The following is a 21,738-nucleotide window of genomic DNA, read 5'->3' as shown; positions in this document are numbered from 1 at the left end:
TGGTTTTACGGTGGGCGCCGCAGCAAAATGCATTTGGTCACCACAGGAGCTCGCCATGAATTCAGCCACTCAAAAACCTTGTTTAAACCCAGATAGTAGAGATTCTACTGCCAATAGCAAGCTGTATGGAAAGGGGCGCTTTCCGCGCTGGCTTGCAGCTATTGGCCGTTCTCTTTCCCTGCAACATAAGAGTTTATTTAAATAATTCCAGCTTATCTTTTTCTGTGTGTTTTATGTCAGTTGGCTGCAGCTGACTTTTTTGTGAAATTTGCTCCGCTTCACTTGTTTAACCGCATGGCTAATGCTTAAATAACAAGGTTAATTTTTGACCTTTAATCAGTTAGTTGACTTCAGTCGCCTGATGTACTTCGGCATTGATTGCCCAAGAGAGTGTGTCTGACAATAGGACTTTGCAGTTGCGGAGTCGCAAGGAAATCGTCAGAGAGGCAGAGCTATGCCGGATACCGCGACACTCAGAACTTTTCGCAGCCGTATTCTGTTGCAGATAGCCATTCCCTTAATCAGCATCATGACTGTGATTTCGGGGATTACCGGCTGGTATAACTATCAGGAAGAAGAGAAAGCCTTCTTTGCCGACTTGGCTGAAAAGGCTGACTTCGCCGCTAAAAGGCTCGAGTTTGAGCTGTCTTTGGCACAAAGGGATAGCCAGACACTGGCATACAGCCTGGGGAATCTGGAGTCTTTCGAACGTCTGCAACAAGCGGACAATCTCTATCAACTGCTCAGGGACAGGTTGCAGCGCAATCCCAACTTTTACGGCAGCGCCATCGCCTTTCAGCCCGGGTTTCTGCCCGGGCAAAAACGCTTTGCTCCCTATGCTTTTCGTCAGGACCTGTCGATTGTCACCATGGACATAGGCCAGGAAGCCTATGACTACACCAGTGGCGAGTGGGACTGGTGGACCGAAGCACTCAAACATGCAGAAGGCTACTGGACGGCCCCCTATTTTGATGAAGGTGCCGGCAATGCACTGATGATCACCTTCTCGCAACCCTTTGGCAGCGAAGGGGCGCCGCTGGGCGTGGTTACCACAGATCTGGCACTTTCCAGCCTGCCGATACGTTTGGGGATAGATCCCAAAAAGCTGTTGGTATTGGACAACCAGGGCCGACTCATCTATCACCCGGACAATAATCTTACCCGCAACGCCAAATTGGAAGACTGGCTGGCTAATACCGCCGCCGGCAAGGAAGCGGCGCAGCATATCTATGCCGCCGACACCCCCGAGGTGGCCCTGAGCGATCTCAACGGCGTGCAGTACCTTGCCAGTGTCGCCAGGGTTGCACCACTGGAGTGGCGGGTGTTGGTGATCACGCCGCAAAAGCAGTTGCTGCGTTCTTTCCTGCAGGATTTCAGCTCCTTGACGCTCAACCTGTTGCTGCTGGCTATGATACTGCTGGTCACCAGTTACTGGAGCGCCAAGCGTCTCACCCAGCCTCTGGAGCAGTTGGAAGCCGGGATAGTGGACTTCAGCAAGGGGTTGATCAAACGCTTGCAAAAACCCGAAGGCGTGGTGCGGGAGATTGCGACTCTCAGCAATAAATTCAATGAGATGGCTGAAATTCTCGAAGAGAGGGAACAGGCGCTGCTCGACTCCCGCGGCAACAGGTTTGCCAAGCTTATCGACGGCATGAGTGACAAGTCCTTCTACTGCTCCATGGATCCCAACGGCGCCATAGTACAGGCGAGCGAAGGGGTGAAGAAGGTCTTGGGTATCACTCCTGAAGTGCTCAGGCGTAAGTATCAGCGGCTGTTTTCCAGCAACAGTATCAACGAAGCCAACTGGCAGTATATGGAACAGGCGCTGGCCGGCGAGTCGGTGCCGCCGCATCAGGTGGAGTTGGCCGATGCCGAAGGTGGCTTGAGGCGTTTGGATCTGTTTATGCAGCCTCTGCTCGATGATGAAGGCAAGCTGATTTCGGTGGAGATGCTGTTTAATGATGTCACCGAGCAGTTTTCCGCCGCGGCCTGGTCCAACGCCGTGCTGGAGGCGGCGCCGGAGGCGATGCTTATCGTCGATGAAGGCGGCATGCTGGTGTTCTCCAACAGCCGCTGTCAGGAGTTGTTCGGTTATGCCGCCGAGGAGATGCTCAAACTCAATATCGACCAACTGTTGCCGGAAGTGGACCGGCTGGAACACGCAGCCAAGCGCCATGCCTTCGTGACCGACGGCAAGGATCGCATGATGGCCAAGGGCAAGGCGTTGCAGGCACTCAAGTGCGATGGTTCCCAGTTCCCGGTGCAGATAGGTTTGAGCCTGTTGCCTGCCGATCACAAGGGTAAACGTCAGGTGGCGGCATCGATTCGGGATCTGACCGAGCAACTGGCGGTAGAGCGTAAAATTCGCGAGAGCGAGAGCCGTTTTCGTGGGCTGGTATCCAACATCCCCGGCGCCGTTTATCGTACCCGGGTCGATGAACAGTGGACCATGGAATATGTCAGCGACAATATCACTGAGATAAGCGGCTATCCGGCCTGGCACTTCATCGACAGCAAGAAGCGCAGTTATGGTTCACTGGTCATAGATGAAGACAAACAGCTGTGTATCGACACCATCAACTCGGCCCTGGCCGAGCAGCAAGCCTTCGATGTTGAGTACCGTATTCGCCACCGGGATGGCAGTGTGCGTTGGATCCATGAAAAGGGTAAGGCCAGCTATGATGAAGACGGTAACCCGCTGTGGTTCGATGGCAGCCTCAATGACATCACCGACAGCAAGCTGGCTCAAGAGAAGATGGAGCAGTCACGGGAGCAATTGGAAACCATCACAGAGTCTGTGCCCAGCACTGTGTATCAACTGTTTTGGCAAAGCCCGCAGCAACGCAGATTCACTTTCCTTTCCAGTGCAGCCATCGCCACTCTTGGTCACCACAAGAATGAGGTGATGGCCGATTTTGATCTGGTGGCCGAGCGGATTGTTGCCGAAGACAGGGGCAGCATCATTCGCCTGCTTTCCGGCGAGAGTGGACTGCAATGGATCAAAGAGTTCCGCTACCGGCATCCTTCCGGTGAGGTGCGTTGGCTAGAGGCCGGTGCCAAGGGCAGTAAACAGCAGGATGGCATGCTCTGGAACGGTTATCTGACCGATATCAGCGGCCGTAAGGAGATGGAAACCGAGCTGGCCCAGAGCGAGGCCCACTTCCGGGCCCTGTTTGATAACGCAGGTATAGGCATAGTCAACCTGGACGATCGCGGCACCATAATGGATTGCAATGGCCAGTTCTGCAGTGACATGGGCATGAGTGCCGAGCAGCTCAAACGTCGCTCGTTTGCCGACTTGATGGCGCCGGAAGACAGAAGCAATGCCAGCGAGCTGTACGAGCGCCTGAAGCTAAGTGACGATCACAGTGTCAGCGGCGAGTGGCGCCTGCTCAGTGCCTCCGGCGAGCCCATGTGGATGGCAATCAACGCCTCCGAGCTTGAAGAGGAAGAGGGCCGTGAACGTTCTGTGGTTATGAGTATCGCCAACATTACCCGCCTCAAGCTCTTGTCCAACGAACTGATGGCTGCCAAGGAAGATGCCGATGCCGCCAACAAGGCCAAGAGTGACTTCCTTGCCAATATGTCCCATGAGATCCGCACCCCGATGAACGCCATTATCGGCATGTCTCAGCTGTGCCTGCAGACACAGTTGGATCGCAAACAGCGTAACTATGTGGAAAAAATTGAACGGGCTTCGCAATCCCTGCTGGGGATCATCAATGACATTCTCGACTTCTCCAAGATTGAGGCCGGCAAACTGGATATCGAAGTGGTGCCGTTCCAGCTCGACAGTATTTTGGAAGATCTCGGGGATATGTTCTCTGAGCGCGCCGCCGACAAACAATTGGAGCTGCTGTTTGCCGTGGCTCCCAGCGTACCCAGCCACCTGGAAGGGGACCCGCTGCGTCTCGGTCAGGTACTTATTAACCTGATGAACAACGCCATCAAATTCACCGAACGGGGTGAAGTGATGCTGTCGATAAGTGAGCTCAGCCGCGAGCAGGATGAAGTGATCCTAAGATTTGCAGTGCGCGACAGTGGCATAGGTCTGACGGCCGAGCAGCAAGCCAGATTATTCAAGTCTTTCAGCCAGGCAGATACCTCGACCACACGTAAATACGGCGGTACCGGGCTTGGGCTGGCGATTTCCAAACAACTGGTAGAACTGATGGGCGGTGAAATCGGCGTCGAGAGCCAGTTTGGCAACGGCAGTTGTTTCTTCTTCACTGTGCGGCTCAAGGTTGCGGAAAACGACAAGCTAAATGTAGAGCAGGAACTGGAGGGCATGCCCATTCTGGTGGTCGATGATAACGGTACCGCCAGAGATATATTGCGCACCACGCTCGAGAGCATGGGCTTTGCCGTCGACTGTGCCCGCAGCGGCATGGAGGCGCTGGATAAGGTGAAGCGTAAGTCCTACAAGATGGCCTTGATCGATTGGAAGATGCCTGAGATGGACGGCATGGAAACCGCGCGGCAGATACTACAGGTAAAAGAGCCGCCGCTGATCCTCATGGTGTCGGCCCACGCCAACAGTGACTTTATCGAACAGTTGGAGCAACTCGGGATCAACGGCTATATCACCAAGCCGGTCAGTGCCTCCAGGCTGCTCGATGGCATTATGCTGGCTCTTGGGCGTCAGGGCCATATTCCTGTCAGGCGCAAGGCGTTGGATCTCGAATCCCTGCAACTGGCAGCTCTTGCCGGCAAACGTGTGTTGCTGGTGGAAGACAACGAGATGAATCAGGAAGTGGCGACCGAGTTTCTCGAGCAGGTGGGCATAGACTTGTCCATCGCCGAGAATGGCCAGATAGCACTGGAGAAGTTGGCGCAGCAGCAGTTTGATCTTGTACTGATGGACTGCCAGATGCCCGTGATGGATGGATATCAGGCCACAGAGGCACTGCGCAAGATGCCTGGGCTTGAGCAGTTACCTGTGGTTGCCATGACGGCCAACGCCATGGCCGGTGACAAGGAGATGTGTCTGCGAGCGGGCATGAATGACCACATCGCCAAGCCGATAGAAGTCAGCCTCTTGTATCAGGTGTTGTTGCAGTATCTGGGAGGTGGGCAAGTTCCGGCCGCTGCAGGGAATAATGATGCCGGTATGGCCAATGGCGATGCTCCTGAGAATCTGGTGAGCTGGCCGGAACACGAGAGCCTGGATATCGATCGCGGACTGCAGCTGGTACAGCATTCAGAGCGCCTCTATCGGCGCATCTTCGAGCGTTTCCTCGGTAGTCAGGGCAATGTCGGCAAACGGATTCGCAAGGCGCTCAAGGAACAACAGCAGGAAGAAGCGGTCAGGGCGGCGCATACCCTTAAGGGGCTGGCAGGAAACCTCTGCTCCGAGCCTTTGGTGGAAGAGGCCAGGCAATTGGAAGCCAAGTTGGCGGCCGGTGAAGAATGTGAGCAAGAGTTGCTGGCGGTGGAAACCCGGGTTGCAGCCATTGTTGAAGCCATTGCGGACTGGATGGGTGATAAGCCACAAAGCGATCCTCAGACGGAAGGTGATGCCGCAGAGGAGATTGATCCCGAGGCGCTTAAAACCGCCCTGGAGCAACTGCTGCAGAGTTTGGAAGACGCCGATGCCGAAGCCGTTGTTCAACTGGAAGCATTGAGCCGCAGGGTGAGCAAGCCTCTGTGGCAGCGCCTGAAACCTGTCAGCAGCATGGTCGGCAGCTATCAGTTTGACGATGCCGCCGATCTTATCCGCGAGCTGCAGCAGGAGCTGAACGAGACCGAGCAGGCCTGACTATACTCATTAGGGGATATTCGCGCCGCCATTAAAGCGCTGTGGCGCTGAAATAGGATGTGGAGCCCGTAACAAGAGGGAGATTGAGATGGAAAAAGCCACTGTACTGGTGGTGGACGATACACCGGAGAACATAGATATTCTGGTGGGGATCCTCGGCGACGATTATAAGCTCAAGGTGGCGATAGATGGCCCAAGAGCGCTGGCGTTGGCGCAGAAGAGCCCTCCGGATCTGATCCTCCTGGATGTGATGATGCCGGGCATGAATGGCTATGAAGTTTGTAAGCGTCTCAAGCAGGAACCCATGACCAGCCATATCCCGGTGATCTTTGTCACCGCTCTCTCTGAGGTGGCCGATGAGACCCAGGGCTTTGATTTGGGGGCTGTCGACTACATCACCAAGCCTGTCAGTGCCCCGATAGTCAGAGCCAGGGTACGTAACCACTTGGCCCTCTACGATCAGAAGCGTTTGCTGGAACAACAGGTGCGCGAACGTACCCGCGAGCTGGAACAGACCCGCTTCGAGATCATCCGTCGCCTGGGCCGTGCCGCTGAATACAAGGATAACGAGACCGGCTTACACGTTATTCGCATGAGCCACTATGCCAGGCTTCTGGCACAACAGGCCAAGCTGCCGGACAACTTCTGTGAGCTGCTTTACAATGCGGCGCCCATGCATGATATCGGTAAGATAGGTACTCCGGATGCTGTGCTGAAAAAACCGGGGAAACTGGACGCCGAAGAGTGGCGAATCATGCAGCAACACGCCGAAATCGGTGCCGAGATTATCGGTGAGCACCCGGATCCTCTGTTGCAGATGTCCCGGCGCATTGCGCTGACTCACCACGAGAAGTGGGATGGCTCAGGTTATCCCAATGGCTTGAAAGGCAATGATATCCCCATTGAGGGGCGAATCGTCGCCATTGCCGATGTCTTCGATGCCCTGACCTCGATTCGACCTTACAAGAAGGCCTGGAGCATAGAAGATACCATGGCGTTACTGGAGTCTGAGGCGGGGAAACACTTTGACCCTGAACTGGTGGAACTGTTTAAACAGATACTGCCCCAGGTGATAGAGGTGCGTGATACTCATATGGAAACTGAATCCGGCACTGAATAGCGACAAACTGCGGATAAAAATAAAGGCGCCGACGGCGCCTTTATTGGGTCATTCATTGTTACTCCTGCTCTTCCAGAGAGTAGGGCAGAGGCAGTACCGTCAGTTCGCTGTTTTCATCATCAGCGATGCGGAATTTGGCGCCGACTTCTGTGTCATTGGCCAGCACTGCGGTCAGCAGCAACTCGCCATTTCGTTGTACGGCTTCAATAATGCTGCCGCCCTTACGAAAACCTTCATCCAGCGCCATCTCCAGCGTGGTTTCCGGGGTGACATCGACAGTGGCTTTACCCTTGAGAATATAGAGGGCTCGCTTGTTGCCGCCGCGATACTTCATTCTGGCCACGGTTTCCTGGCCCATATAGCAACCCTTGGTGAAGCTGATGCCGTTGATGGCCTGCAGGTTGCACATTTGCGGTACAAATTGGCCCATGTGTGATGCCGGCAGGTTAGGGTAGGCGGCAAGGATTTCCAGCTCTTGCCAGGCACTGGCATCGACTGGAGACTGCTGCTGGCACAAGGCATCGGCCCGGGCCTTGGGCAGAACCAGAATAAAGCGCTCGTCGTCCTGCAGTACCACGCCGTCATCGACAGCACTCACTTGCTGCTCTGGACTGAAGCCCGGGAACTGCTCTGCCAACCAAGTGACAGCCTTGGCGCCGGCTATACCCAAGAGACTGTAATCGTCGCTGACATCGACCAGTTCGGCCTTACTGAACACAGCGTACTTCTTCAGTTGCGGCAAGTCGGCAGCCAGGGTATCCCTTGGCATCATCAATATCAGGGCATCACCCAGGGCAAAGGTTCTGAAGCTTGAAAGCATTTTGCCTTTGGGATCGCAGTGAGCGCCCCAACGCCACTGCTCGGCCGTGAGAGAGCTGATATCCGTGGTGACCTGACCATGGATAAAGCTGCGGCCCTGTTCGCCGGTAACGGCAAGCAGACCCAAGTGAGAGAGGCGGGAAATAAGCAGATCCGGAATGCCGGCATCCAGTGGCCAATCGGGCTGAGAAACGCAAATGCTCATAACAAGATCCTGAGATTGAAGGCATTAAGAGATCTGCGATTGTAGCGGATTTGACAGAAATAAACAGGGCGCCGATAGCAATATGGCGCCCTGTGAAAGCCTCAAAAATCAGAACAGCAGTCTGGTACGGATAGTACCTTCGATAGACTTGAGTTCTGTCAGTGCTTCTTCAGCCTGGGTGGTATCTACCTCCATCACCACATAACCTATGGTAGCCGTGGTTTGCAGATACTGGGCTGAAATGTTGATGCCTTTCTCCGAGAACGCCTGGTTAATCTTGATCAGAATACCGGGGCGGTTATGGTGAATATGCAGCAGGCGGGAGGCATCTTTATGCTGCGGCAGCGATACTTCCGGGAAGTTGACTGCCGACAGGGTAGAGCCGTTGTCTGAGTATTTGGCCAGCTTGCCGGCAACCTCAATACCTATGTTTTCCTGGGCTTCTTCTGTGCTGCCGCCTATGTGTGGGGTCAGTAACACATTGTCCAGGCCGCGCAGCGGGCTTTGGAATTCGTCAGTATTGGACTTGGGCTCAACCGGGAACACGTCGATGGCGGCACCAGCCAACTGTTGCTCCTTGAGGGCTACCGCCAGGGCGTCGATATCCACCACAGTGCCGCGGGAAGCATTGATCAGTATGCTGCCTTTGCGCATCATCGCCAGTTCGGCCTGGGCAATCATCTCTTTGGTTTGTGGGGTTTCAGGCACATGCAGGCTGACCACATCGGCTTGAGACAGTAACTGCTCCATGGAGTGTACCTGCTGGGCGTTACCCAGCGGCAGCTTATCTTCGATATCGAAGAAGATCACTTTCATCCCCAAGGTTTCGGCGAGGATCCCCAACTGGGTACCGATATGGCCATAACCTATGACCCCCAGGGTCTTGCCACGGGCTTCGAAGCTGCCATTGGCGCTCTTGAGCCAGCCACCACGATGGGCCAGGGCGTTGCGCTGCGGAATACCGCGCAGCAGCATGATGATTTCACCGAGTACCAGTTCGGCCACGCTGCGGGTATTGGAGAAGGGCGCATTGAACACAGGAATACCCAGTTGCTCGGCAGCCTTGAGGTCGACCTGGTTGGTGCCGATACAGAAACATCCTATGGCAACCAGCTTTTCCGCCTGTTGTAATACTTCTTGGGTCAGTTGGGTACGGGAGCGGATTCCGACGAAATGGGCATCTTTGATCGACTGCTGAAGCTCTGAGCCGGAGAGTGATGCCTTGTGATACTCGATATTGGTATAGCCAGCCCTTTCCAGCACATCGACGGCTGATTGGTGGACGCCTTCCAACAACAGGATTTTAATTTTATCCTTGTCCAGCGAGTGTTTCGCCATGATATAGGTACCCTCTTGATTATTAACTAATGTACGTATGCTATGATGCTTTCGCCCATGCCCAATCAAAGTAGCACTTTTTTCAGGTGAAGTGGAGGGCTAGATGGCTAAAGTATTTTTTCCTAATTGAGAACAATCACTGGCATAAGGAAAGTGGCTTGAAAAACACAATTATCTGGCTGGTCATTTATTTTGTGGTACTTATCTGGTCGGCGATAGCGCCTAAAGATGATTTCACTTGGTGGCTGGAAGCGCTGCCTGGGATGCTGGCGCTGCCGATACTGTTTTTTACCCGCAAACGTTTTCCGCTGACTCCGCTGCTTTATGGCCTGATCTTGGTGCATTGCCTGATACTGTTTGTCGGCGCCCACTACACCTATGCCGAGGTGCCGCTGTTCGATACTTTAGCACAGTGGATGGGCTCTGAGCGTAACAACTACGATAAACTGGGTCATTTGGCCCAAGGATTTATCCCGGCAATGATTGCCAGGGAGATACTGCTGCGTAACCAAGCTGTGAAACCTGGTGCCTGGTGTGCTTTTCTGGTCAGTTGTTTTGCCTTGGCCTTGTCGGCTTTCTATGAACTGATTGAATGGTGGGTTGCCGCGGCTACAGGTACAGGTGCCGAGGCCTTTCTCGGCACCCAGGGCTATGTCTGGGATACCCAGTCGGATATGCTGATGGCTCTTATCGGTGCCATCGCCGCCTTGCTGGTTTTATCCTCATTTCATGACCGCCAGTTGCAGCGTCTTGGCGCCGATTGACAGGTCGGGACAGAGAGAGCCATATACAGTCTTTACAATATTTCATCTGGCAATGCGACTAAAGATTGTTAGAATCATACTTTATGGTGATGAAAACCGGACACTATCTGGTCAGAATCATCTGATACTTTTTGTGTAGGCTCACGGAAAGTGATTAAGGAAGCTATCCCTTTAGGGATATGAGCGAGACTTTTCAGGGAGAAGAGTAAATATGAGTAGTATCAATGAGTTGGTTTTTATAAACCAGATAGCCGCCCCTTGTCATTTGGCCATACTGGCCGAGTCCATTGGTCTTAAGACCCGTATAGTACGCCACCCGGAACAGTTGGATCCGCAGAAGAGCGATAGTACTTTCTATCTAATTTCTCAGAAGGGGTCGGCGCTGGACAATAAGGGCATTCCTCTGCTGGCCAGCCGCCTGGTCTCTCATGTTCCTGTCGCCCTCTACCAAGTTGCCAGAGGTTCACTGGATCAGGAATCGGCTATGTTGCTGGGGATCCGCGGGGTACTTTATTCAGATCAGCGCATCGATCTTATGCTTACAGGCCTGCGCAAGATGGTGGCCGATGAGCTCTGGTACGACAGAACCCTTATCAGCAAGATGTTCCGTAAGCTGGTCAAGACCTTGGACACTGGCAATGAGATGTCGGCCGATACGGTTTCCATGCTGCAGATGTTGACCCGGCGTGAACGTACCATTATTCAGCTGGTTTCCAGTGGTGCCAGGAATAAAGAGATAGCCCAACGTCTGTGTATCAGTGAGCATACGGTCAAGGCGCATATTTCATCGATTTTCCGCAAGACTCAATCTCGTAATCGAGTCGAATTGTTGCGTTGGGCCCAGACCTATCAGAGTCACTTCGATCTCATCAGTTGATTTGTCGCTAGATCCAGCCTGAACTTGGCCCCGAATGGGGCTTGTTTATGCTTTGATGGCTTTTATGTAAGCCAAGTCAGTGGAAAATTCCTGTCAGAGTGCGGCAATCGCCGCAGCTTTGAGCTTTTTTGCGCGTCGGGAATGGCTTTCAGCCAAAGCCATGATAGCCGTTGTGCCAGCGGCGTAAAGTCGTGGAGCTTAAGTATTCCAATCTGTCCATAGCTTGCGCTCATGAGCACACTCGTCACCGGCGAGTGTTCGCCTTCAGCTACGTTATTTGCGCCAAAGGCTCTCGGCGACACCGAGGAGGGATTGGAGCAATTCTGTGAGAGCTAACTTGTTTGAAGCTACCTATATGCCTGCAGACATACGCCTCATTTCAGGCACAGGCGGAACTGTGACCGTCGAAAACAAGGATGTTTTCGTCGAGGCTACAGGGACGTATTAACGCCGTGTCACAGGATCGCCTGTGCAAGAGCCCACCGCAGGTGATGGGCTGCAACTTAGCTGGCAGCTAAAACCAGGTTTATTAGTGATATTTGGTTCAAAGCCATGATAGCCGCTGTGCCAGCGACCTAAAGTCGTGGTGTAAATGCCTCCATGCACAAGGGCCAGCTCGCCTTCCTTGGCTCGCGCTCATTTCGCAACATTCGCCTTGCTCGACCTTCGAGCCTTGACATCCCTGTCTCGGTTACGCCATTTTGCAACAACGCCAGCGGCGGCTCCGAAGGGGGAATTGGTGCAATCATAGCTTTGCTAGAAATTGCTTATATACCTACAGACATACGCCTATTTTCCAGACACAGGCGGAACTGTGACCGTCGAAAACAAGGATGTTTTCGTCGAGGCTACAGGGACGTATTAACGCCGAGTCACAGGATCGCCTGTGCAAGAGCCCACCGCAGGTGATGGGCTGCAACTTAGCTGGCAGCTAAAACCAGGTTTATTAGTGATATTTGGTTCAAAGTCATGATAGCAGCTGTGCCAGCGGCCTAAAGTCGTGGTGTTCCACACCACACTGGACGAGGGGCTTTGCTTGTCCAAAGCCCCTTGCATCCCCAAGGATACCCCGACGTAGCCGAAATCCCCGCTGGCTTATGAAGCAAATTGGCTACACTCAGGACTCGCCAAATGCATCCATGCATAAGGGCCAGCTCGCCTTCCTTGGCTCGCGCTCATGAACTTGTCGCTTCGCAACATTCGCCCTGCTCGACCTTCGAGCCTCGACCTCCCTGTCTCGGCTACGCCAATTTACAACAACGCCGGCGGCGGCTCCGAAGGGGGAATTGGTGTAATTCTGTTAGTACTGAGTAGCTTGAAACATCTGAAGTGTCTGCAGACATACACCTCATTTTCAGGCACAGGCGGAACTGTGACCGTCGAAAACAGGGCCGAATTTTGTTCCTGACAAATTCGGCATTTCCTACGTCCATGTAGGTCAGATGTTTTCGTCGAGGCTACAGGGACGTATTCACGCCGTGTCACAGGATCGCCTGTGCGAGAGCGCACCGCAGGTGATGGGCTGTAACTTAGCTGGCAGCTAAAACCAGGTTTATTAGTGATATTTGGTTCAAAGCCATGATAGCCGCTGTGCCAGCGGCCTAAAGTCGTGGTGTAAATGCCTCCATGCACAACGGCCAGTTCGCCATCCAAGGCTCGCGCTCGAAAGCATGTTGCTGGCGCAACTCTCGCCATGTCACAGGGTCGCCTGTGCATAAGCCTGCGGCAGGCAATGGGAGACGTCCGTCGCTGGAAGCCCTATCAATGTTATTTGGCTATATTGAACTGAAAGCCATGTTAGCCGCTGTTCCAGCGGCGAATACTCGCCTTGTTATTCGATGCTTATGGTATGGGGTTCCCAAGAAACCGCTGGAACCATAAGTTTTCAAGCCATAATGACTCATGCTTAGTTGGCAATTGGGCAAACAAAAAGGGAGCCAAGAGGCTCCCTTTCGCATAAAGCACCAGAGTGATTAGTTCTGGATAACAGTGGCAACGTTGTAGTCACCGCTTTGGGTTACGCTGATAGCGTTGCTGGTACCGGCCTGAGAACCGACAACCAGGTTTTCGTTACCGCTTTGGGTGATCATCAGGCTGTTACCTGTACCAACTACGGCGAAGGCGCCGCCGTCAACACCGCTCACCCAGTTGTTGTCGCCGCTTTGAACGATTTGAGCCAGGTTGTCATCACCGAGGATCAGCAGGTCTACCAGGTTGAGGTCACCGCTTTGAGTGGTTTCGATATCGGCATTGTCATAGCCAACAACAGTGACCAGAGCTTCGTTGGCGCTGCCATCTTGCTCCATATCAACTTCGTTGTTCTCACCTTCCAGCTCGGCATAGGCAAAGTTTTCAGTGCCTTCCTGATGGATTTCGATCTGGTTGTCTTCACCAGTGGCGAATGCAACCAGCTCGTTGTAATCGCCCTGTGAAGTCAGGTCCATGCTGTTGTCAGTGCCATAGGCGGCGGCAGTAGCGAAGTTGGTGCTGCCATCCTGCTCCAGGTCGATGTTGTTGTCGTCACCCCAGATTTGGAATTCAACGCCGTTGGTGTCGCCTTCCTGCTGGATATCGACTACGTTGTCGCTACCTTGAATATCGGCAACCAGCAGATCGCCTACCGCGTTGCCATCACCTTTCTGGTAGATTTCAACGTCGTTGTCATCACCTGTGGTGAATTCGAGTACTGCGGTGTTGGCAGTGCCGGTTTGCATCATTTCGATGTTGTTTTCAGAGCCGGACAGGGCGTAAACAAAACCAGTGTTCAGATCACCTGCCTGATCGATTTCGATGTTGTTGTTATCACCGGCAACGCCACGCACGCCACCTATGTTGCTGTTGCCTTCCTGCAGCACGGTCACAGAGTTACCGTTACCTACGTTGGGGCTGAAATCAACGGCTATCATGCCGGCTTCGTTGTTGTTACCGTTTTGGCTGATATAGCCAGAGTTGTCGTTGCCGTTGACACGGAATACTGCGAAGTTGGTGTCACCGTTTTGGTTTACTTCGGCGCTGTTGTTGTCACCGATCAGCTCAACATTGGCTTCGTTGAAGAAACCGGATTGAGCGACAGTTGCAGTGTTGACGTTACCGTCCACATCGACGCTGGCCACGTGCCAGTCTTCATTCTGAGTCACTATAACTTTGTTTTCGTCGCCCTTGGAATCAACATAGGCTTCGTGCCAAACACCATCTTGAACCACGGTGGCTTCCTGGGCAGAACCTTCCTGATTGATGACTGCCAGGTTCAGAATGCCGGTTTGCTCGGCATAGACTTCCTGACCTACAGTGCTGCGGCTCTGCTGGTTAACTGAGATTTCGTTGACACTGCCGGCGAAGGCTTGGGCACTCATACCCAGACCCGTTGTGATAGCCAGTGCAATCAGTGACTTTTTAGCTTGAGATTTCATTAAACGCTCCCTGTGTTTTTAATACTGCGTGATGCTGATAGTGGCAGCATCGGCAATTTGTTGTATCGAAAAATTGGCGCTGCCAAGCTGGTTGAGTTGCACCAGATTGTCATTGCCTATTTGAGTGATGTTTGCCTTATTGGCGTCACCCACCTGCATCATTTCAACCTGGTTATTGACCCCGAGTTGTACTACTTGTGCCTGATTTCCAAACCCGGCCTGGGTGAGGATGGCGCTGTTGTCAATTCCGGCTTGAACTATGATGGCTTGGTTGAAACTGCCTTGTTGCATCAGGTCGACCAAGTTGTCGCGTCCCTGAGTTTCCAGCAGTGTCTGGAGGGTGACTGGCAACTCCTGTAGTGCATTTACCTGGCGCTCTGTCGCTGCTGTACCAAGACTGGTCAACAAAACGGCTGAACCAAACAGGATTTTTGCGAGTACCGACACCTAAGACTCCTTTTCGTACATATCCTTGATTGAACCAGAGTGGAACAAATCAGCAACAAAAGTTACGCGTATGGGACGGGTGCCGCAATCGGAGTTAAAGGCTATTTAGGCTTTAGTCGATATTGTCTGGGTTTGAAGGTTTGATTTTATTTAGTATGTTGAAAAATAAGTTTTTATTTTTATTTTTCAGATGTTTTTAAGATTCAAAATACCTAACCCGTCTAGTAGCAAAGTCGTATTTTTCAGTTTGCTACTTTCTCTCTTGTTTTCATTGCGGTAACAATCTATTTGCAATAAATAAACGCCGGATTTCACTCGCTGGCCATTGTTTGCCTGTCGTTTCAAGGAAGTGCCGCAGATGCAAGCCGTTCCGGATACCAAGGGATTATAAGGACTATAGGAAGCCCGAATATGTTGAAAAAATTCTCGCCATTGGCGGTGGCTGTCGCTGGTGTTATGGCGCTTGGCGCCGCTCCTGCAATGGCTAAAAACGAGATCCGTTACGCCAAGGACTCTATCCTGGTGGTTTACAAGGATAATGCCACCAAAGAGGAGCGCATCGCGGCTCAGCGCCTGGTACGTGGCACTCTGCGTGATGCCAATGCCGATGGTATAGATGACAAATTTGCCCGCTTGCTCGATGGCCGTCTGGCAAAGCTGAATCTGCGTCAAGGCGCCGATATTGAGCAGGCGATCAAGATGATCTCCAGCCACCCTGCGGTTAAATATGCTGAACCCAACTACATTCTGCGGGCCATAGGCATGCCGGATGATCCCCGTTTCCCTGAGCTCTGGGGCATGCACAACACTGGGCAAACCGGTGGTGTGGCTGACGCCGATATTGATGCTCCCGAAGCCTGGGATGTCACTACAGGCAGCTCGGATGTGATCATTGGGGTTATCGACACCGGGGTTGACTATAACCATCCGGACTTGCAGGCCAATATGTGGGTTAACCCGGGTGAAATTCCCGGTAACGGCATAGATGATGATGGCAACGGCGTGATTGATGATGTTCACGGTTTCAGCTCGGCCAACAACAATGGAGATCCCATGGACGGCAACGGCCATGGTACCCATGTATCCGGCACCATTGGCGCCAAGGGCAACAATGGTCTGGGTGTGGTCGGGGTTAACTGGGATGTGAAGATCATTGGTTGTCAGTTCCTGACTCCTGCCGGTACAGGTTCTACCGCAGATGCCATCGCCTGTATCGACTATATGACTGATCTCAAGGTGAATCATGGCGTTGATATCAAAGCAACGAACAACTCCTGGGGCGGCGGTGGTTTCAGCCAGGCGCTGAAGGACTCCATCGAAGCCGCCGGTGAAGCCGGTATTCTGTTCCTGGCTGCGGCCGGTAATGACACCAGTGACAATGATGTCAGCCCTCATTATCCGTCCAACTATGAATCGGACATAGTGATGTCTATCGCCAGTACCGATAGCTCGGATGGTATCTCCTGGTTCTCCAACTGGGGGGCTACCAGCGTAGACATGGCGGCGCCTGGCAGTGCCATTCTGTCAACGGTTCCAGGTGGTGGTTACGAGAGTTATTCGGGTACTTCCATGGCTACGCCTATGGTGACCGGGGTGGCGGCTCTGGTGTGGTCCATCAACCCGGATCTGACACCGCTTGAGATGAAAGAACTGTTGATGAATTCGGGTGATGCCAATGCGGCCATGACTGGCAAGAGTGTTGCCGGTACCCGTCTGAACGCGGCCAACGCGCTCGATCAAGCCAACCCAAGCCCAAGTTATCGCTTCAGCGTGACTCCGGCTGCCCGCACTATCGAAGCCGGTGAAAGCACCAGATATGACTTCAGTGTCGGTAGTGTGGCCGGTTGGGATGGTAGTGTTGAGCTGAGTGTCAGTGTGGAGCCTGCTCTGGAAGGGGTATCTTTGTCTGCCACCAGCGTGGGTGCCGGTGACAGCTTTACCCTGAACGTAGCCAGTACCGCCGAGACTCAGTGGGGCGATTACGCCATCACGGTATCGGGTAATGACGGCAGTATTGAAAAGAGCAGTGTGGTGAGCCTGGAAATCATCCCTCAAGGGCTGAATGACTTCCCATACAGCAATGATACCCCAGTGGCTATTGCTGATAACACCACAGTGACCAGCACCATTGAGATTGCCGATCCGCTGCAGATCTTTGGTGTCAATACCAACGTCAACATCAGCCACACCTGGATTGGTGATTTGACAGTGACCCTGACTTCGCCATCCGGCACCGAAGTGGTGCTGCATAATCGCGAAGGCAGCAGCAATGATGATATCGTCAAGAGCTGGGATCTGGGCGACTTCAACGGTGAAATTGCCCAAGGTACCTGGACTCTCAGCGTGACTGACCATGCCGGTGGTGACACAGGCACCCTGAACAACTGGGGTATGGTGATCACGGCGCTGGGTGAAGCCGGTCCTTCAGCACCTAATGCTGGCTTTGACTATCAAGCCGAAGGTTTGAGCGTCAGTTTCAGCAATAGCAGCTCTGATATCAATGATGATATCGCTGGCTACCACTGGGATTTCGGTGACGGCTCTGTCTCCAGCGAGGCAAACCCTCAACATGTGTATGCTGAGGCCGGTACCTACACAGTGACCCTGACAGCGACCGATGCCACCGAGCTCAGCGACAGTGTCAGCATGGAAGTGCAGGTATTTGCCCACAGCATCTCTGCCGATATCAGCCGCGCCCTCAAGTCCCGTCGTGGCAGCGCCATGGTTGATGTTAACTGGAATGGTGCCCTGGGTGATGAAGTGGCGATTTTCCGCGACGGTGAGCAGGTTGCGACCACCGCCAACGATGGCCAGTTCCGTGACCGCTTCAATACCGAAGCCAATAGCGTGACTTATCAGGTTTGTGAACTGGGAGCCGAGCTTTGCTCTGATCCCGTTGTTGCTCAATTCTGATAACCCAAATAGATGAAAGCGGCCATCCGGCCGCTTTTTTTATGGTCATATCGCGCAAAAATTAATTTTTGATGACGGGGAGAGATAATTAGTTTCGAGGTTTACTGATTATTTGATGTAAAAATATTTGTCTATTTTATCGACCATATCATACGGCTTATTATATTTTATATAAGACAGGCTTTATTTGTTGTCTAACTATTTATTTATTAAATAACAGCTTGGGTTGAAACAGGGTTTTCTGCTTTGTTCTCAGTTGAGAACATGGTGGTTAATTAATGATTTATATAGAATTTGCGTTCGGTATAACTGTTGCCTAAATGTGATTAAACCACTTCAATTGACCGTTCTTCTCTGGGACAATCCCGCGGCACGTTAATAGAAATTAACGGCATTATTACAATTAAAGGGGTTGATAATATGGATAATGTTAACAAGCTGACAGCCATTGCTATTGCCGTGGCTGCCACCATTCCAGTGATGGCCAATGCTGATGTTTTAATCAGCGAATACGTTGAGGGCAGCGCCAATAATAAAGCCATAGAGCTATATAACTCTGGTGATAGTCAAGTCGATTTAAACGGCTATAAATTGGTGCGGTATAAAGATGGCGCTACTGATGCCTCCGATATGCTGGTATTGGATGGCCAAAGCATGGCGGCCAAGGGGATTAAAGTGATTCTGCATCCCAATGCAGAAATAAGCTTGCCTGCTGGAGTCGACAGTCTCAAGGGCAATCTCTATTTCAATGGCGGTGATGCGGTAGCCCTGATGAAAGATGGCGTCGTCGTCGATATTGTCGGCGCCGTGCCTACCCCAGCCGACTGGGGCCTGAATATCACTTTGGCCCGCAGCAAGTTGGCGCTCACTGCCTCGACGCAATTCAATGCCGCCGATTGGCAACCTATGGGCACTGATAACTTCAAAGGACTCGGCAGCCTGGATGAGGCTGCAGCCCCTGAAGTTACGGCATTCAGCTGTGATGGCGCCTCGCTGACACCCATCTATGAAGTGCAGGGGAGCGGAGATCGCAGTCCGTTGGTCCCTGAGGGTAAGTTCGAATCCGACAGCGAATACACCCTCAAGGGTGTGGTCAGTGCCCGTGGCGACAGCCTGTTCAAAGGCTTTTATCTGCAAGATCCCAAGGGAGACAACTCGCCTTTCACCTCCGACGGCATCTTTGTATTCCTAGGTGAAGCAGCGCCGGAAACAGTGCAGCCCGGTGTCGAGGTTTGCGTACAGGGTAAGGTCAAGGAGTACTATGGCCTGACTCAGTTGGATATCAAGGCTGACAAAAAATTTGCCGTGGGTGAGTTTACCCAACTGCCGGTGGCTGCGCCTTTTTATGTGGCAGATGGTGAAACCCTGCAGCAAGCGCTGGAGCGCTTTGAAGGCATGAAGGTAGTACTGGATGCCGGCAGTGATCTCAAGGTCAGCCGTAACTTCAGCTTTGACTACGATGCCCGTCGCAACAATCTTATGTTGTCTCACAAGGCGCCGCTGCTGAAGCCGACCCAGGTACACCTGCCGCTGTCGCCAGAGGCGATGGCACTGGAGCAAGCCAACCGTGCCAACCAATTGTTTGTTGAGTCAGACTTCAAGGCCAAAGACGGCGAGCTGCCCTGGATGCCGGACTTCAACCCAGAGACAGGTTATCTGCGGGTTGGCGACCAGTTAACCGGTCTTGAGGGGGTTATAGGATACAGCTATAACCAGTATCGTCTGGTGGCAACCAACAGTATTACTCCTGGGGATATATTGCGCGGCGACGATCGCAGCCAAGCACCGGCTATTGCCGAGAAGGGGGATATCCGGGTCGCCAGCTTCAATGTGCTTAATTTCTTCAACGATGCCGTTGGTGGTGACGCCAATCCAACAGGTGATAACCGCGGCGCCCTCAGCGAAGAAGAGATGCTGTTGCAACGCACTAAAATAGTCAATGCCATTACCGCCATGAACGCCGACATAGTGGGTTTGATGGAGATTGCCAACAACGGCTTTGGCGAGAAAAGCGCCATCCGCAATCTGGTCGATGCGCTCAATGAGCAGCAAGCCGATGAGGATATCTATGCCTTTGTAGAGATAGCCGATGCCGACAAAAAAGATGGCAAGTATCTCGGCGGTGATGCCATTACCGTGGGCATGCTTTATCGCCCCGCCAGGGTGACTCCGGCAGCCGAGGCTTTTGTGATTGCGACTCCAGAGCAGCATGCTGCTGAAGCGGTTGCCAGCCGGGAAGTCGATGGCAAGCAGGAAACCAGCCCTGCCTTTGATAAGTATCAGCGCTACAGTCTGGGACAGAAGTTCAACATAGCAGATCAGAGCCTGACTCTGGTGGTGAATCATCTCAAGTCCAAGGGCTCGGGTTGTCTTGAGGATTGGCTGAACTTTGATGAGAACCGGGATCCTCAGGATCTGCAGGGCAAGTGCAACGCCTTCAGGGTGTCAGCAGCCAAAGTTCTGGGAGAAGCCTTGCAAAAGATCGACGGCGATCTCCTGGTGATCGGCGATCTCAATGCCTATGGTCTGGAAGATCCTGTGCGGGTGCTGACCGACTATGATGCCACCCAATCAGAACGGGTTCTGCGTACCGCCTCCTGGACCACTCTGAACGGTAAGGTCTATGAGCACCAGGGAACTGAAATCAACAAGGGGTATGGGCTTATCAACCTAAACACCTTGGCCCATGGTGTCGATACTTTCTCCTACAGCTATAACGGTGAGTTGGGAAATCTCGACCATGCACTGGCCAACGCCAGTCTGGCGGAGCGTTTGGTTGCCATTGAAGACTGGCATATCAACTCGGTCGAATCCAACATGTTCGAGTATGGCAAGAAGTACACAGGTGAATTGCCCAAGTCTGACAATGCCTTCTCGGCTTCGGATCATGACCCTGTGATAGTGGCACTCAGTTATCCTGCCAAGGTTGAGCCTTCCAAGCATGATGGTGGTGCCTTGGGGTATCTGTCACTGCTGTTTCTCGCAGCATTGGGGCTGCGCCGCCGCGGCTAAAGCTCTCAAGTCTTGATTGACACCCACCCGGTCAGAGGATTGCGCTGGCCGGGTTTACTTGGATACAGGCGGCCAAGTACACTGATTTTCCTATTGGAGTACTAAGGATAACAATAAGATGAGTATTTGGTTTCGACCCATCACCCTGGAAGATTGTGCCAAACTGGATGCCGGTATGGGGGGCAAAGGCACTTTGATGCAGACCCTGGGGATCCGCATCACTGAGATAGGTGATGACTATATGGTAGCCAGCATGCCGGCGTCTCCGGCTATCCACAACCCACTTGGGATAGTACATGGTGGTGCCAATGTGGCGCTGGCAGAGACGGTGGCCAGCTATGCCGCCAATTTTGCGGTGGACTTTGAAAACTACTATTGTGTAGGTCAGGAGATCAACGCCAATCACCTGCGGGCAGCCCGCAATGGTGAACTCAAGGCAACAGCCAGAGCCGTACATTTGGGTAAACGCAGCTCTGTCTGGGAAGTGCTTATTCATAACAGCGCCGGTGAGCTGACCTGTATTTCCCGTATGACTGCGGCCGTGGTCAAGCGCTGACAGCTTCACTCAAGGGCGCTCTGACTCAGGGGACAGAGATGAATGCCAGGGAGTTTCTGCTGAAAGCCAGTGAGATAGACGCCATGAAAGGGGAGGAGCGGACGCATTTTCTCAACCCCAATGCGGTGCGACTTAGAAAATCTCTCGGTGATGTCATCGGTCTTGCTCATCTTGGAGTGCATCTGATTGAGCTGGCGCCCGGGCGTGACAGCACCGAATACCACCTTCATTATTTTGAAGAAGAGTGTATTTATGTGCTCGAAGGTGAAGGCGAGGTGTGTATCGATCAACAAGTCTTTGCCATCGGGGTCGGGGACTTTATCGCTTTCCCGGCCGGCAGTGTGGCTCATGGCATGAACAACACTTCCGAGAGGCCGCTCAAATATTTAGTCATGGGACAACGCCTCAGCCATGATGTGGCCGACTATCCTTATAAGGGTAAACGCCTTTATCGTAATCAGGGGTGTTGGGATCTGGTGGATCTCGACACCATTAGCCATCCCAAATAGGGGAGCTTGA

Annotated in this window: 13 protein-coding genes; 9 read left to right on the top strand and 4 right to left on the bottom strand. The window is 52.8% G+C overall.

Annotated elements, in window-relative coordinates; genetic code table 11:
- Positions 1 to 55: 55 nt before the first annotated feature.
- The 3 genes from E1N14_RS17555 (at position 56) to E1N14_RS17545 (ending at position 6,878) form a co-directional block, all read left to right on the top strand.
- Positions 56 to 205, top strand: coding sequence for a hypothetical protein (locus E1N14_RS17555; RefSeq protein ID WP_156030513.1), 150 nt, complete (start codon positions 56 to 58; stop codon positions 203 to 205).
- 249 nt (positions 206 to 454) lie between these two features.
- Positions 455 to 5,758, top strand: a complete 5,304-nt coding sequence (locus E1N14_RS17550) for a PAS domain S-box protein (protein ID WP_062793581.1) — start codon at positions 455 to 457, stop codon at positions 5,756 to 5,758.
- Positions 5,759 to 5,846: 88 nt separating this feature from the next.
- A complete protein-coding gene (locus E1N14_RS17545; protein ID WP_044735116.1) occupies positions 5,847 to 6,878 on the top strand; it encodes a response regulator in 1,032 nt (343 codons plus the stop codon).
- A 58-nt stretch (positions 6,879 to 6,936) separates the two neighbouring features.
- Here the strand turns inward: E1N14_RS17545 and ygfZ are convergent, their stop codons facing one another.
- Together ygfZ and serA are read right to left on the bottom strand one after the other, a co-directional pair.
- On the bottom strand, positions 6,937 to 7,902 hold the full coding sequence (gene ygfZ / locus E1N14_RS17540; protein ID WP_025008978.1) for a tRNA-modifying protein YgfZ: 966 nt from the start codon (positions 7,900 to 7,902) through the stop codon (positions 6,937 to 6,939).
- Between the two features lie 108 nt (positions 7,903 to 8,010).
- On the bottom strand, positions 8,011 to 9,240 hold the full coding sequence (gene serA, locus E1N14_RS17535; RefSeq protein ID WP_028779409.1) for a phosphoglycerate dehydrogenase: 1,230 nt from the start codon (positions 9,238 to 9,240) through the stop codon (positions 8,011 to 8,013).
- Positions 9,241 to 9,398: 158 nt separating this feature from the next.
- Here serA and E1N14_RS17530 point away from each other — a divergent pair, with 158 nt between their 5' ends.
- Together E1N14_RS17530 and E1N14_RS17525 are read left to right on the top strand one after the other, a co-directional pair.
- Positions 9,399 to 10,004, top strand: a complete 606-nt coding sequence (locus E1N14_RS17530) for a DUF2238 domain-containing protein (RefSeq protein WP_025890161.1) — start codon at positions 9,399 to 9,401, stop codon at positions 10,002 to 10,004.
- A gap of 211 nt (positions 10,005 to 10,215) precedes the next feature.
- Entirely contained in the window at positions 10,216 to 10,881 is a 666-nt protein-coding gene (locus E1N14_RS17525) for a helix-turn-helix transcriptional regulator (protein WP_025008979.1), read from the top strand.
- A 1,973-nt stretch (positions 10,882 to 12,854) separates the two neighbouring features.
- On the opposite strand, the gene E1N14_RS17520 is transcribed toward E1N14_RS17525, so the two are convergent.
- Together E1N14_RS17520 and E1N14_RS17515 are read right to left on the bottom strand one after the other, a co-directional pair.
- Positions 12,855 to 14,291, bottom strand: a complete 1,437-nt coding sequence (locus E1N14_RS17520; RefSeq protein WP_025008980.1) for a curlin — start codon at positions 14,289 to 14,291, stop codon at positions 12,855 to 12,857.
- 18 nt (positions 14,292 to 14,309) lie between these two features.
- Positions 14,310 to 14,738: a curlin gene (locus tag E1N14_RS17515; protein ID WP_025008981.1), complete on the bottom strand. Its 429-nt coding sequence runs from the start codon at positions 14,736 to 14,738 to the stop codon at positions 14,310 to 14,312.
- A gap of 411 nt (positions 14,739 to 15,149) precedes the next feature.
- On the opposite strand from E1N14_RS17515, the gene E1N14_RS17510 reads away from it, so the two are divergent.
- The 4 genes from E1N14_RS17510 (at position 15,150) to E1N14_RS17495 (ending at position 21,728) form a co-directional block, all read left to right on the top strand.
- Positions 15,150 to 17,651, top strand: a complete 2,502-nt coding sequence (locus tag E1N14_RS17510; RefSeq protein WP_062793606.1) for a S8 family serine peptidase — start codon at positions 15,150 to 15,152, stop codon at positions 17,649 to 17,651.
- Between the two features lie 420 nt (positions 17,652 to 18,071).
- Positions 18,072 to 20,663 (top strand): extracellular exonuclease ExeM, encoded by a 2,592-nt coding sequence (gene exeM, locus E1N14_RS17505; protein WP_062793605.1) that lies wholly within the window; start codon positions 18,072 to 18,074, stop codon positions 20,661 to 20,663.
- A gap of 118 nt (positions 20,664 to 20,781) precedes the next feature.
- Positions 20,782 to 21,219 carry a PaaI family thioesterase gene (locus tag E1N14_RS17500; protein WP_025008982.1) on the top strand — a complete coding sequence of 146 codons (438 nt, stop codon included), beginning with the start codon at positions 20,782 to 20,784 and terminating at the stop codon, positions 21,217 to 21,219.
- A gap of 38 nt (positions 21,220 to 21,257) precedes the next feature.
- Complete coding sequence (locus tag E1N14_RS17495; RefSeq protein ID WP_025889350.1) at positions 21,258 to 21,728, top strand: cupin domain-containing protein; 471 nt, start codon at positions 21,258 to 21,260, stop codon at positions 21,726 to 21,728.
- Positions 21,729 to 21,738 lie beyond the last annotated feature (10 nt).

This window comes from Shewanella algae (assembly GCF_009183365.2).
GTDB classification, from domain to species: Bacteria; Pseudomonadota; Gammaproteobacteria; order Enterobacterales; family Shewanellaceae; genus Shewanella; species Shewanella algae.
This window is presented reverse-complemented; position numbering and strand designations above follow the sequence as displayed.